Raw genomic sequence first — 14,244 nt, 5'->3', positions numbered from 1 at the left:
TTAACCTCGTGTTTCAATAGCAGGAAATGGCCTGGAATCTGGGCCTATATATTCGGAAGTAGGTCTTATTAGTTTATTATTTGCTCTTTGCTCAAATACGTGCGCAGACCATCCTGTGATGCGCGACATCACAAAAATTGGGGTAAACAAATGAGTTGGTATATCGCAGTAATGATAAGCGGATGCACTATAAAAATCCAGGTTGGGAAATAGTTTTTTCTCTTGCCACATGATTTCTTCAATACGTTCTGAAATATAGTATAAAAGTAGGTTGCCTTTTTCTTCACCTAATCTAAATGACCATTTCTTAATAATATCTGAGCGTGGATCACAAGTTGTATAAACTCGATGTCCAAATCCCATGATCAGTTCTTTGCTGGCAAGCATTTGCTTTATGCCTATCGCTGCTTCATCAGGGGTTTTAAAGCGCTCAATTAACTCCATAGCTGCTTCATTAGCGCCACCATGCAAAGGACCACGCAATGTTCCTATAGCACTTGTGATCGCAGAGTAAAAATCTGCCAGTGTTGCTGCTGTAACTCTTGCAGCAAATGTAGAAGCATTAAATTCGTGTTCAGCGTACAATATCAATGAGACATTCATCATATCGGCTTCTATTTTGCTGGGCTTGCGTCCGTGTAATAACGCCAGAAAGTGTCCTCCTGTTGTGTCTTCTTGACTTAAGCCAGAGATTTCTTTATTTTTGAAATGATATGTATACCAATAACACATTATTCCTGGGAAAATAGCTAGCAAACGATCAGCTATTTCATATTGTTGCTTAAAATTCTCTTCGGGTTCGATAGTGCCCAAAAAAGAACATGCTGTTCGCAGTACATCCATTGGATGAGTATTTTTAGGTATAAGTTTCAAAACCGTTTTAAGCACATCAGGTATATGTCTTAGGTTAACCAGCTTTTTTGTATATAAATCAAGTTCTTTTTGGGTAGGAAGTTCACCATAATGAAGCAGATAAGCAACTTCCTCAAAACTTGCATATTCAGCCAGATCATTTATTGAATAGCCTCTGTAATTTAATCCTTTGCCTGCCAGTCCAACTGTGGCAATTGCTGATTGACCAGCAACTACACCGGCTAAACCTCCACTTTTGCTACTCATTTTCTTCCTCCATCAGTTGGTCTAGTTTTTATTTCTAGTGCAGTCAAAATTGCTGCGTATGTTTTTATTATTACTGAACTTTGAAGCGGTTGACTATTTTACCTTATTCTATTGGAGAGAATTCCTTTTGGAATAGATATTGTTATCATGCTCCATTGGTTCCTAAATGGGTTTTATATTATGCTTCAATGATGAATGCATCTCAATCGATTTTATTAAATTACTAAATGCCCGCGTAGATACCATCGACAATGGCCGGAAATCAATACCCTACTCCTCTGGAGCTCACAATATAACTCCCCCTTTCTGTGTAATCCCTGGATAGCATATAGGCTGTTTTTATTGAGTTTTTCTGCCCAAAAAGGAGCTAATATGCAATGTGCTGAGCCGGTAACAGGATCTTCTGCAATGCTGTGTTTTGGATAAAAACATCGGGAATAGAAATCGGCTTCTGTTGTTGTTGAGGTCACAATGATTCCTCTTTTGGGGAGTTTTGCTAAAGCAAACAAATCAATTTGCAAATTTCGAATCTGCGACTCATGTTCAAGTAAAACCAGATAATCAAGGTCTGTTTCAAATACTTCTATAGCTGGTTGATCCAATAGTGATACAATTGGGTCTGGTGAAGGAGTTTTCTTATAACCTATTCTTGGAAAATTCAGAACAAATTTTTCCTTTCTCTTTTCTACCAAAATCTGTCCACTGGAGTGGTGAAAAATAATAGAATCGCTAGGTCCTTTATTTGACTCAAGTAAAGCAAACCCTGCGGCCAAAGTTGCATGTCCTGATAAATTAATTTCCCCATTAGGAGTAAACCAACGAATATGAAAATCTTGATCATCTTTTATAATAAAAGCGGTTTCTGCCAAATTATTTTGCGCAGCAATGGCTTTTAATAGCTCATCATTTAACCAATCATCGAGAATGCAAACCGCAGCCGGATTACCATGGAAGACTTTGTCCGTAAAAGCATCTATTTGATAAAACTCAATATTCTGCACAATCAGCTCACATAAAAATTAAAATTATAACTGATAAAGAAAGATGAAGTTAAGTCGAATTATCAATATATCTTCAATATATCTCTTATGGTCCCTGTATAATTTTTTTTCTTAAGAATCGTGCGGGCGATATAGCTTGTATCAGTTTTCTGGGCAGTATTGAAATTTCCTTATTAATTAAACCAGCTAACCATTCAGTTGCGAGAGGTATTGTTGTTAATCCTCTTGACCCAAAAGCCGCACACACATATAGATTTGGATAACAAGGAGCTGCTTCAGCTATCCATCGTTTGGAGTTAGATTTTAATTCTGAATAAATTTCTTTAAATTCAAGCGCATTGGGGAGAGGTCCCACTATAGGCAAGTAATCTGGTGATGCAGCTCGTATACCAGCCCAATGGTCTAACACGTTTTGGGACCATATTATATCAGGTGCTATACGTTTTAATCGGTCAAGGTTTAATTGATCATCCAGAGCATTAAGTTCAGGTTCAGATGTGCCAATATCATAACTTGCTCCCACTCTATGACTATTGTTTAAAGCTGGTAAAACATGCCCTTCGGCACATAAAGGAATCTTCAATTTGGTACTTTCTTGTGTTGATTGAATCGTAGTCATTTGTCCTCTAATGGCTTTTACAGGCAAATGATTGGTTTCGGGAAAATAATTTACTTGCTGTCCATTTGCCAAAATTAGTACCGAGGCTTCGATGTCATTAACTACCCAGTTTTTTTGATTATAGTTAATAGATTGAACTCTATTGCCAGTGATTAGAGAAATTCTTTTATTATCAATTAGAATGTCGCATAGTTCAGGGGAATTAATCCAGCCGGAAGATGGAATAAATAAACCACCACATGGCAAGGATATTCCTGATAATTCAGAAGATTGCTTTTCATCCACTAATTGCCCTAATTCAGGGTATAATTCTAGCCAATGAATAAGACTTTGCTGGTTTGCTTTTTCCTTCTCGTTATGCGCTAACAACAAAGTGCCTTTTAATTCACCAAGGTCATAATGTTTCAAAAGTTCCTTGTAAACGTCATTAGCATAAAGAAACGAGTAAAGCATAAATTGAGTAAATGGTGATTTATAAGTGGATAACTTAGGGAACAATACAGCCTGTTGATTTGCTGATCCACCACATCCCACGTTCTCTTTTTCTTCTAATATGGTCACTTCCCATCCACGCTTAGCGAGGCTATTTGCAATAAAACAACCTGAAAGTCCTCCTCCAATAATGAGCGCTGTTCTTTCGTCCTTTGTCACAGGATAGTTTATGTGCCACGGGGTATGGCGATTTTTTTTTGAACTTGAATAAGCTTTTTCATAATGGGCACATATCATGTGCCGTTTGGGTCCAAATCCCTTTCTTTTTTCAATAACAAATCCTGCATTGGTTAAAGCAGTTTTGACGATACTGGAAGCGGAATAGGTAGCTACTGTGGTGCTTTCTTTAGATAGCATGGCAATGACAGTGAACAGATTGTCAGACCACATGGATTGGTTTTTTGATGGTGAAAATCCATCCAGGTACCAAGCATTAACATAGGATTCTCTCAATTGATGTTCAAGTTTAATGTCCCCACAGAATAATAATTGCTCATAGCACTCCAGCACGTCTCCTAGCATTAATGTTAAAGTAATCTGATTGTTATTAAATGCTAAATGATGATAACCAGGTGTCAAAACAGGATAGTGTTCTATTAATTTTTCAGTCTGCACACTCAGTTCTGGCCACTTTTGTAAGCATTTGATTAGGTCATTTTTTTTTAATGGATGTTTATCACAGGAAATATAATGTAAGCGGGCATTTTGAGGTGCAAATTTTTCCCATAGTTTCCAGGTTAATAAGAAATTCATACCTGTACCGAAACCAGTTTCAGCGATTGTAAATACGTTTGATTCATTGGTTGGTAATTGTTGCCAACGATTAATCAAATTATTACCTTCGACAAAAACATAAAGACTTTGATTAATTCCACCTTCAGCAGAATAGTAAATATCATCAAATTGTAAGGAATACGGCAGATCATCACGCCAATCAATATCTGCCGTTATAATTGGGACAAAGGGACTACTCACATAAAGCTACTCTTTCAGTTACCTCTAAGCCAGACTGTTTAAAGCCATTCAAGTTTTTTTCTTTGATCAGCTTTCTTAGTTTAGGCACTAAAATGAAAAGGATAACGGATGATCCTATTGCAAACAAACCAAGCATCAAAAAGACATGACTGTAACCCTCATTGGTGAATAAAGGAGAAGTACTTTCTTGACCAATAATCATTAAGTTTGAGCTATAACTGGATAGAGTGGCACCAACTCCAGTATTCAGCATCCACATTCCCATCATGACCCCCTGGAGTGAGGTTGGGGCCAACGCTCCTATCATCGCATAGCCAATTGGAGATATTAGAAGTTCGCCAATACTTTGTAATATAAAGCTTATTACTACCCAACCCGGATTAACCATACCATGCTGATTAGCGTAATTGATACCTATTGGTAAGATAGCAAAAGCAACCCCTATAAAAAATAATGCGAAAGCAAATTGAGTAGGAATATTTATCTGAGATCCATTTTGACGCATTCTATTTAAGATGAAACCCAATAGTGGCCCTCCGAATACTATGACTACAGTATTAATATTTTGAAACCACTGTGGCGGAATAATCCAATTACCATATTGTCGTTGCACATTATGGTCAATGAATACGGTTAACCCCATTGGGCCAATTTGATATAACATCCAAAATACAGTACCAACCAGCATTAATACTGCAAATCCATAAATCTTGTCTCTTGCTTCTTTTGTAGATTGTTGTTGGGCTAATATCAAGATTAATATGAGCATAATAATTCCAGTAACAATAACCAATTTATTGGCCCAATCAGCATACTGCAATAATTGTCTTAAAATAAATGGAAGTACAAAAATTAGTCCAATCCCCAATGCCGTTGCTTTTCTTTGTGCAGCCTTGTCCTTTCTTGAGTAAGTAGTGTTTTTATCATGTAATTGTTGCCAGAAATAAAGGCATATAAGCAAAGCAACAAGATTACCTAAACTGCTTAAAAGAAAAAGCCTTTGATAGTTTTGAGAAATCTGGAACGCCCCACTGAGGCTAAATCCAATAAAAAAGCCAATATTCATTCCCGCATAATTCCAGAGAAATGCGGTTTCTCTTCGAGAGTCTTCAGGTGCAAATTGCTGAGTCAGCATACAATTTACACATGTTACATTTAACCCTGAACCTGTTAAGAATGCAGCCAAGCCATAATATAGAAAAGTTGTGTTTCCTATAGAGAGCAAAACACATCCTACAATTTGCGCGATCATTCCAACACAAAATAAGGAGCGATTAGATAGCAGTCTGCCACCCCAAAAACCACCTAACAGATGCAGCGCAAAATTGTAGGCTATAAATACCCCCATGATGCTGTTTGCTGTGGCTATGGGTAAACCAAGTTTACCTTTCATGTACAATACAAGAGTTGAATAAAGAACACTAAAGCTTAAAGTAGAAACCACTTGTATAAAAAATAATGCAAATGTACCTTGGGGCATGGAACTCCATAGTCCTCTTCTTTTACTCAAAATCAACATTATATGCTTTCCCTTGCTAGTTGAGCTCTTCTTGAATATTAACACTAACCCTTGTGGACAAATCAGAGAAAAACCACCTTTCGTCAGCAAGTGAAAAAGTATCTAAAATGAATTAAATATATTTTAATAATCAAACTGCAGTGGTGTGATTAGGTCCAATTAGAAACTTTTTACTTATTCTGCGCAAATCTGGTTTTTCACCAAGATTCCATACTTGCGATCTAGAGAATGGAATATGACATAGGGAAAAACAGCTGTCTAGTGTTTTATTAATTATTTAAAATTGCAGTTAACCAGTTTAAAAATCTGTTCTGCAATCACATTTAGACGCTTTACTGAACTTAATTGCTTAAAGATTGTATTTAAGTAACTTAAGGTAATAAGGTACAATTCTGCTATCAGGCAGATTTTAATTGATTCAGTACCAATTCAGCAGCATCATATGTTTTTTGTATTTCCAAATCACCATGCATACTGGATAAAAATCCAGCTTCATACATAGATGGCGCAAAATATACTCCTTTAGCAAGCATAGCATGAAAAAATTTCTTAAATAAAACTTCATTCGAGGAAGCAACATCCAAATAATTTTCAACACTATTCTTATCTGTAAAACAAAACCCGAACATTCCGCCTAATGATGCAGTAAAAAATGGAATGTTTGCGTTTTCTGCCGCATCAGCTAATGCTTCAGTTAACTTATTAGTCGTATTGCTTAAATCTTCAAAGAAATTAATTTTTTCAATCTCTTTTAAAGTAGTCAAACCTGCGGCCATTGCCAATGGATTTCCTGAAAGAGTACCAGCTTGATATACAGGGCCTTCAGGCGCCAGAAAGGACATAATTTCACGTTTACCACCTAAAGCACCTACAGGCATACCACCACCTATGATTTTTCCAAGTGTTGTGATATCAGGTTTAATCCCAAACAAGCCCTGTGCACCATGTAAACCAACTCTAAATCCAGTCATTACTTCATCAAAAATTAACAAAGCATTATATTGATCGCAAAGCTCACGTAATCCTTTTAAAAACTCTATCTTAGGTAGGATAAATCCCATATTGCCAGGAACAGGTTCCAAAATTACAGTAGCGATGTCGTTTGGATATTTTTCAAAGAGTTGAGCAACTTGTTCCAGGTTATTAAAATCAGCCGTTAAAGTATGTTCGGTAATGCTTTGTGGAATGCCTGGAGTTGAAGGAATTCCGAGAGTAAGCAAACCAGATCCCGCTTTAACCAATAGGCTATCGCTATGCCCATGATAACAGCCGTTAAATTTAATAAATTTATTTTTATTGGTGAATCCGCGCGCCAGCCGAATTGCAGTCATAGTTGCTTCAGTTCCTGAGTTCACCATGCGAATTTTTTCTATTGATGGCATTAGGGAAGCAATTTTTTCAGCTAATTGTATTTCCAGTTCTGTTGGAGCACCAAAACTCATACCACTGTGTAATACATTATCCACAGCTTCTATCACCTTGGGATGGCAGTGTCCGATGATAAGTGGTCCCCATGATCCAACATAATCAATATATTGTTTATCATCTACATCCGTCAGGTAGGCACCTTTGCCAGATTTGAAAAAAACAGGTTCACCTCCAACACCTTTGAAAGCTCGAACCGGTGAGTTAACACCTCCGGGAATGATTGTTTGTGCTTTATGAAATAAATCTGAAGAACGGCTCATAGAAAATCCCAAAAATGATAAACTTTAAACAAATATCAGTTATTATTTTTAATATTCAAGATGTTTCAGATGGTACTCTTTCTGATTGACGAAATAATGATTTTATTAAAAACTATCTAATCAAATTAGACTGATAACCCTGAGGCAAGAAAATATTACAATCATTTCATGAATATTGCAAAAAAAAGTGGCAGCGTCTGTCTTTAAAAGATAACCACATTGACTGGTTTTTGGGGTTGACTTTAGCAAACCCATGTCAATTGTCGATGAAGTTATAATGTTCATTATAAGGTTTAATTTAAAATTTATAGTGATATTAAATAAGGTTTAACTTTACATAATCATCAACAGTAGATAAATTAGCACTTTTTTATTGAGTTTAGACTATGCAAGAGTACAAAAGATACATTTGTGTTATTTGTGGTTTTATTTATGATGAGGCTGAAGGTTGGCCAGAAGATGGTATTGAGCCAGGCACTCGATGGGAAGATGTTCCTGAAAACTGGTTTTGTCCTGATTGTGGTGCTGGAAAAGAAGATTTCGAAATGGTTGAAATGGATTAAAATGGTTTTACAACCACCAACAAAACAATGCCTACCAGCAGCAAAGTAGGCATTTCATTAAAAAATCGATAAAAACGAGAGCTTCTTGTATTCTTTCCAAGGGCGAATGTTCTAAGGAAGTGGCCGCAAGTTAAATGATATACCCATAAGAGCAAAACCAATGCAAGCTTCATGTGCATCCACCCTGCTTTAAGATAATAAGATAAATTGTAAGTGAATAGCCACAACCCAAGAAATGTGGTTGCAAGAGCTGCAGGCCATGTAATTCCGTAATATAATCTTCTTTCCATTATTTTAAACCGATCAACGCTAATTTTATCTAGTGATTCAGAGTGGTATACGTAGAGCCGTGGTAAATAAAACAACCCCGCGAACCAGGCTACCAAGGCGATAATATGAAAAGCTTTAACAAATAACATACTTACTCTCTTTTTAATTTTTTACGCTTTACACGTTCATTTTTAATCAAGTTGAGTGATTCAACTGCTAATGAAAAACCCATAGCAAAATACAAGTATCCCCTGGGCACATGGAATTCAAAACCATCAGCTACCAAAACAGTTCCTATTAAAATCAAATAACTAAGCGCCAGCATTTTAATGGTAGGATGTTCGCTAATAAATTTACTTACAGGCTCACTCGCCCAAATCATAATGATAATTGCGATGGTAATTGCCACTGCCATGACCATAAAATGAGATGTTAACCCTACGGCTGTGAGAACGCTATCTAGTGAAAATATAATATCAAGCAATGCGATTTGAATAACAACTCCCCTGAAAGTAGCAGATGAAGAAACATTTTTTGAAACAGGTTCCATTAATGGTTCATTCATAACGTCCTGATGAATTTCATCAGTTGACTTCCAGATTAAAAAAGCACCTCCTAATATGAGGAACAGATCACGAGCAGAAAATACCAGACTGCCTATTGTCAGAATTGGTTTTACTAACTTAACTAAAAAAACTGCTGAGCCTAGTAAAAGAAGTCGTGTCATCCAGGCAAATGTTAAGCCCCATCTTCTCGCCTTTTTTCTTTTTTCACGTGGTAATTTTTCTGTAAGAATCGATAGAATAACCAGATTATCTATTCCTAGAACAACTTCAAGAATAATCAAAGCAGTTAAACTAAGGCCTATATCAATAAAATCCATTTATTATCCTAATAAAATGCAAGATATATTATTTTCTCTAAAATATTTGTAAAGGTAAATGATTCACTTTGATCATTTGCTTCGTTATAATTGCTTGGTGTTAACAATTTAGATTAAATAGTCATCTGAAAAGTTTACGTGTTAAGTTTTATAGAATTGAATATTTCTGTAAAGTAAATCTTAAACTTGCAGGATAATTGAAAACACTACTGAATTACTGTTTAATCAATTAAGAGAGAAACAACAATCATCAAGTTTATTAAAAAACTGTTACGAAGAAACAGGTCGCATGGACATGCAATTGACTTGGCTTATATCATCCCGAGAAATAAACATAACATATCGAAAGCAGATATAAGTAATAATGCGCTTAAAGTTCTTAACCGTTTAATCAGCCATGGTTTTCAGGCCTATATCGTGGGAGGCAGTGTCAGAGATTTACTGCTCCATAAAGCGCCTAAAGATTTTGATATCGCGACAAATGCTACTCCCAATGAGGTAAAAAATCTTTTCAAAAATGCTCGTATCATTGGTCGTCGATTTAAACTGGTGCATATTTTATTTCATCGTGAAATTATTGAGGTAGCAACTTTTCGTGGCCATAATTCAAGCGATGCAAGCCACCAATTTAATGAACGCGGCATGCTTGTAAGAGATAATGTTTATGGCTCTCTGGACGAAGACGCATGGAGACGTGATTTCACAATAAACTCTCTTTATTATAATATTTCTGATTCTTCAATCATTGATTTTACTGGTGGTGTAGAAGACGTTAAGCAAAAGTTAATTCGAATAATTGGCGATCCCGTTACGCGTTATCAAGAGGATCCTGTCCGTATGTTACGTGCTGTCAGGTTTAGTGCCAAGCTGCAATTTAATTTATCTCCGGAAACCAAAGCTCCCTTCCCCAAAATAAGCCATCTTATAACCCATGTTTCCAGTTCGCGACTATTTGATGAAATAACGAAACTTTATCAATGCGGAGAAGCCGAATCGGTTCAAAAATTATTGGTCGAGTATGGTTTATTTAATTATCTATTTCCTCAAACAGCTGCTCTATTTGATAGTCATTACCTGGTTAATCCGCTTTTGGGCATAGCACTTGAAAATACTGATACAAGAATACGTGATGGAAAGCCTGTTACTCCGGCATTTCTTATTGCTGTTTTGTTATGGTTTCCAATGATAGAGTGTTCCAGAAAACTGCAAGAATCTGGGCTTCCGCCTTTACCCTCGATTGAAAAAGCCATGTCTATAGTGCTTAGTGAACAGAATGCAATTATTTCGATACCTAAAAGGTATAGCCAGGTCATAAGGGAAATTTGGCTTTTGCAATATCGCTTCGACAAAAGATTTGGTGGCAGAGCATTTAATTTACTTCTTCATCCTCGATTCAGAGCGGCGTATGATTTTATGGCTCTTAGGGCATTATCTGGTGATGAGTCAATGGAGCTGGCGCAGTGGTGGGCCACGTTTCAAGAAGTCGATGATGTTGAAAAAAATAACATGGTAACCCAATTGGCTGCAACAACACCGGGGCGGCCTAAAAAACGTCGTAAACGGAAAATAGCAAAATGAATGTTTGCTATCTGAGCTTGGGATCGAACCAAAAAAATCCTGAGCGTCAAATAAGACAAGCCATTAAAGAAATCAAACAGATTCCATCAACATGCCTTATCAAGGTGTCCCGCTTATATTGGAATAAGGCCTGGGGCTTTGAAAATCAGCAGGAATTTTGTAATGTTGTTATAGAGATACGAACTACTCTGTTACCCCATAAGCTCCTTAAGTGGTGCCAGAAAATAGAAAACAGGCACAAGCGAGTCAGGAGAAAATTTTGGGGGCCAAGAACATTAGATATTGATATCATTTTATATGGTTATAGATTAATTCGCACAAAAGACTTAATCGTTCCACATCCTTGTTTCCATTTACGAGATTTTGTTCTTGTTCCTCTAAGAGAATTAAACTCTAATTTAAAAATACCAAATTACACATAGATATCATAATCTACTACACTATAACTTAATGATTCTATTTAAAATGAGGTTAACATGTATACAAATATTTTATTTGCCACAGATTTGTTAAATGAGCATAGTCACCTTACAGAAAAGGCAGCTAATATTGCTAAACAGTTTAATGCAAAATTATATCTATTACATGTGATTGAGTTGCCAACAAGTATATTAATAGCTCAAGGATTGGGTTTTACGGAGCTAGCTAACCCCTCAAAAGAGGATGCCCAAACTGTATTATCATTAATTGGAGAAAGTTTACAAATACCTCAGGAACAACAATTTGTAGAAATCGGGTCTGTAAAAGAACATATATTAAACAAAGCAAGAGATCTGAATTGCCAATTAATCATAATAGGCTCACACTCTGCTACAGGATTACCGTCTATTCTAGGAAGTACAGCGCATGCTGTAGTAAATCATTCGGTTTGTGATGTATTAACACTCAAAGCAGATTAATAAGAAGAGACTATTACCCAATTGATACCTTTTTTTCATTAGAACAATTTAAACCTGGCTGAGGTGAACCGGAGTGCTATTTCTTGCTTTTTGCCCATCGCATTAATCGTTTCTTCTTGTTCACTTGCCTTTGTGATAATTTATTTTTTTTATTGGCAAATGGATTTTGACCTCCTTTAAACTCGATTTTTAAAGGAGTACCTACTAATCCTAAATGCTTAATAAACTCATTGTTTAAATAGCGTTTATAACTTTCTGGCAAGGCATCGAGTTGATTTCCATGAATAACAATGACTGGAGGATTGTGCCCGCCAAGGTGAGCATAGCGTAATTTTATTCGTCGGCCATTGATGCATGGTGGTGTATGCTTTGCACTGATATCTTGTAATAATCTGGTTAGTTTTGGAGTAGAAAAAGATTGTATTGCGGAATGATAGGCTTCATTAATATCTTTAAATAATCCACCTACCCCGCTCCCATGCAATGCTGAAATAAATCTGATTTTTGCAAAATTTGCAAAATGCAACCTTCTTGACAGTTCTGACTTTATTTTTTCTTTATGATCTTCTTCCAGGCCGTCCCATTTATTCACAGCAATAACTAGTGCTTTACCAGATTCAATAATAAAACCGAGCAAATTCATATCTTGATCGGTAATGCCTTCATTTGCATCAAGAAGTAACAAACAGACATGAGCTTCTTTTATAGCTTGCAGAGTTTTGATGACAGAAAACTTTTCTATTTTTTCATCAATTCTAGACTTACGCCGTACACCAGCAGTATCAATAAGCACATATTGCTTATCTTCTCTTGTGAAGGGTATTGAAATACTATCTCGAGTTGTTCCGGGCATATCATAAACAACTACTCTTTCTTCCCCTAATATCCTGTTTATCAAAGTTGATTTTCCAACATTAGGGCGCCCCGCAAAAGCAATTTTGATCGATTTATCATCAGTTGCTTCATGCGTTTCTGTTATAAATGGCTTGAGAATTTCTTCGAGTAGTGAACTGATGCCTCCACCATGAGATGCAGATATAGCATGGATATCAGTAATGCCTAATGATTGAAAATCGGCACAAGCAATATCTTCATTCATTCCATCTATTTTATTGACAACAAGATGTACTCTTTTATTAAGTTTTCTTAATGCTTGTGCAATTTGCTGATCAATACCTGTTAGTCCTGAACGGCCATCGACCAGGAAAAGAATCACATTTGCTTCGTTTAAAGCAACTTGAGACTGTCTTGACATCAAAGTATCTACTTCAATGTCATCGACCCCTATGCCTCCAGTATCAACAATAATAAAGGACTTGTTTTCATGTTGAGCGTGTCCATATTGTCTATCCCTTGTCAAGCCAGGAAAATCTGCGACAAGAGCATCCTGCGTTTTAGTAATTCTATTAAACAAAGTAGACTTTCCAACATTGGGACGTCCAACTAAAGCGATGACAGGGATCATTTTATTAGCTCACTGAAAGTTGATTGAGCATTCCATTATTGGTTAATACGTACATATTTTTACCAGAAACACTCGGTGATACTGTTACTCCACCAGAAAGCTGAGAACGTCCAAGTAACTCACCTGTTTGAGTTGATAGGATATGTAAATATCCTGTTTTATCACCAACAGCTAAATTTCCTCCAACTAATGCAGGTGCAGTAAGCCCTCTTGCCTTTAGGGAGGTTTGCTTCCAGTTGACCTGTCCTGTGCTACTATTCAAAGACCACAAGACATCATTGCTGTCCGTAAAATACAGATTATTATGACTTAAAAGCATATTTTTATAAACAGATGCTGGCTTTCTCCATATGAATTGGCCATTAGACAGTGATAGTGCTCCAACATATCCCTGATAAGTTGCCAAATAGGCGACGTTATTGCTTATTATAGGGTCAGAATCAATATCAACTAAACGTTCGACATCACTAGCTCCTGTTCCATAAGCAATGCTTCTTTGCCAGATCAATCGTCCGGTCTGTAATTCCAAAGCATCTAATTTGCCATCGGAAAATCCGACAAGAACCAGATCGTCGACAATGATAGGAGACGAACTGGCTTTTAACACCAGGCTGGGTGCGCCATGATCTGCAACCCACAGTTGCTTGCCGTTTACCGCATCAATCGCATACACTTTACCATCAATGGTTTTTGCAATGACCTTCTGATGTGAGATAGCAGGAGGGGCTAATACTTCAGCAGATACTTTATTCTGCCATATCACTTTTCCGTCCGATTGATTAAGTAGTACCAATGTTGAGGCATTAGTTCCTAAAGCAACATAACCAGCAGCTACAGTTGGTCCACTAACTATATTATTTTTTAATGCGGTAAACCACTTTATCTGACCATCTCTCCTGTTAACTGCCTGAACCAATCCACTTGCATCTGCAGTATAAATTATATCGCCACGAATAGCTGGTTTGATATTTAAATACTCATTTGTTTTATGAGCCTTTCCAACTGGAGTTGTCCAGCTTTGTGCCATTTTAACTTTGGGCTGAATTTCTTTTAGCTCTTTGGGTTGGGGTGTATTATCCTTACCGAGCATATAATCATCCACATATGTGCATCCTTGAGTTAAGGCACATAGTATTAAAACTAATATTCTAATCTTCATAAAAAACAAACCTT

Annotated in this window: 13 protein-coding genes; 4 read left to right on the top strand and 9 right to left on the bottom strand. The window is 36.6% G+C overall.

The features are described from left to right. The 5 genes from prpC to hemL form a co-directional block, all read right to left on the bottom strand. A complete protein-coding gene (prpC, locus tag OQI99_RS04910) occupies window positions 1–1,119 on the bottom strand; it encodes a 2-methylcitrate synthase (RefSeq protein WP_265731431.1) in 1,119 nt (372 codons plus the stop codon). Between the two features lie 215 nt (window positions 1,120–1,334). Continuing rightward, window positions 1,335–2,120 (bottom strand): PhzF family phenazine biosynthesis protein, encoded by a 786-nt coding sequence (locus OQI99_RS04905; protein ID WP_265731430.1) that lies wholly within the window; start codon window positions 2,118–2,120, stop codon window positions 1,335–1,337. An 85-nt stretch (window positions 2,121–2,205) separates the two neighbouring features. Beyond that, the gene (gene mnmC / locus OQI99_RS04900; RefSeq protein ID WP_265731429.1) at window positions 2,206–4,206 is read right to left on the bottom strand and encodes a bifunctional tRNA (5-methylaminomethyl-2-thiouridine)(34)-methyltransferase MnmD/FAD-dependent 5-carboxymethylaminomethyl-2-thiouridine(34) oxidoreductase MnmC; all 2,001 of its coding nucleotides are present in this window, start codon (window positions 4,204–4,206) and stop codon (window positions 2,206–2,208) included. Next, a complete protein-coding gene (locus tag OQI99_RS04895; protein ID WP_265731428.1) occupies window positions 4,199–5,725 on the bottom strand; it encodes a peptide MFS transporter in 1,527 nt (508 codons plus the stop codon). Before OQI99_RS04895 ends, mnmC begins: the two co-directional genes overlap by 8 nt. Before the next feature lie 398 nt (window positions 5,726–6,123). After that, entirely contained in the window at window positions 6,124–7,413 is a 1,290-nt protein-coding gene (hemL, locus tag OQI99_RS04890; RefSeq protein ID WP_265731427.1) for a glutamate-1-semialdehyde 2,1-aminomutase, read from the bottom strand. 386 nt (window positions 7,414–7,799) lie between these two features. Between hemL and OQI99_RS04885 the strand changes: the two genes are divergently transcribed. After that, a complete protein-coding gene (locus OQI99_RS04885; RefSeq protein WP_010947264.1) occupies window positions 7,800–7,976 on the top strand; it encodes a rubredoxin in 177 nt (58 codons plus the stop codon). Here the strand turns inward: OQI99_RS04885 and hemJ are convergent. Together hemJ and OQI99_RS04875 are read right to left on the bottom strand one after the other, a co-directional pair. Next, window positions 7,973–8,395, bottom strand: a complete 423-nt coding sequence (gene hemJ / locus OQI99_RS04880) for a protoporphyrinogen oxidase HemJ (protein ID WP_265731426.1) — start codon at window positions 8,393–8,395, stop codon at window positions 7,973–7,975. The genes OQI99_RS04885 and hemJ overlap by 4 nt on opposite strands. Window positions 8,396–8,397: 2 nt before the next feature. Continuing rightward, entirely contained in the window at window positions 8,398–9,129 is a 732-nt protein-coding gene (locus OQI99_RS04875) for a TerC family protein (RefSeq protein WP_011213818.1), read from the bottom strand. A gap of 306 nt (window positions 9,130–9,435) precedes the next feature. Here OQI99_RS04875 and pcnB point away from each other — a divergent pair, with 306 nt between their 5' ends. The 3 genes from pcnB to OQI99_RS04860 are packed head-to-tail and all read left to right on the top strand — an operon-like array spanning window position 9,436 to window position 11,606. After that, entirely contained in the window at window positions 9,436–10,707 is a 1,272-nt protein-coding gene (gene pcnB / locus OQI99_RS04870) for a polynucleotide adenylyltransferase PcnB (protein ID WP_265731425.1), read from the top strand. Next, complete coding sequence (gene folK, locus OQI99_RS04865) at window positions 10,704–11,129, top strand: 2-amino-4-hydroxy-6-hydroxymethyldihydropteridine diphosphokinase (RefSeq protein WP_027226532.1); 426 nt, start codon at window positions 10,704–10,706, stop codon at window positions 11,127–11,129. Before pcnB ends, folK begins: the two co-directional genes overlap by 4 nt. Window positions 11,130–11,183: 54 nt before the next feature. Next, window positions 11,184–11,606 carry a universal stress protein gene (locus OQI99_RS04860; protein WP_265731424.1) on the top strand — a complete coding sequence of 141 codons (423 nt, stop codon included), beginning with the start codon at window positions 11,184–11,186 and terminating at the stop codon, window positions 11,604–11,606. 76 nt (window positions 11,607–11,682) lie between these two features. Here the strand turns inward: OQI99_RS04860 and der are convergent, their stop codons facing one another. After that, entirely contained in the window at window positions 11,683–13,071 is a 1,389-nt protein-coding gene (gene der, locus OQI99_RS04855; protein ID WP_061514438.1) for a ribosome biogenesis GTPase Der, read from the bottom strand. A 4-nt stretch (window positions 13,072–13,075) separates the two neighbouring features. Beyond that, window positions 13,076–14,230 (bottom strand): outer membrane protein assembly factor BamB, encoded by a 1,155-nt coding sequence (gene bamB, locus OQI99_RS04850; RefSeq protein ID WP_265731423.1) that lies wholly within the window; start codon window positions 14,228–14,230, stop codon window positions 13,076–13,078. Window positions 14,231–14,244: the final 14 nt, after the last annotated feature.

This window comes from Legionella sp. PATHC039 (assembly GCF_026191275.1).
In the GTDB taxonomy this organism is placed as follows: domain Bacteria; phylum Pseudomonadota; class Gammaproteobacteria; order Legionellales; family Legionellaceae; genus Legionella; species Legionella pneumophila.
Note: the sequence above shows the minus strand (reverse complement) of the source record. Positions and strands in the feature narration are given on the sequence as shown.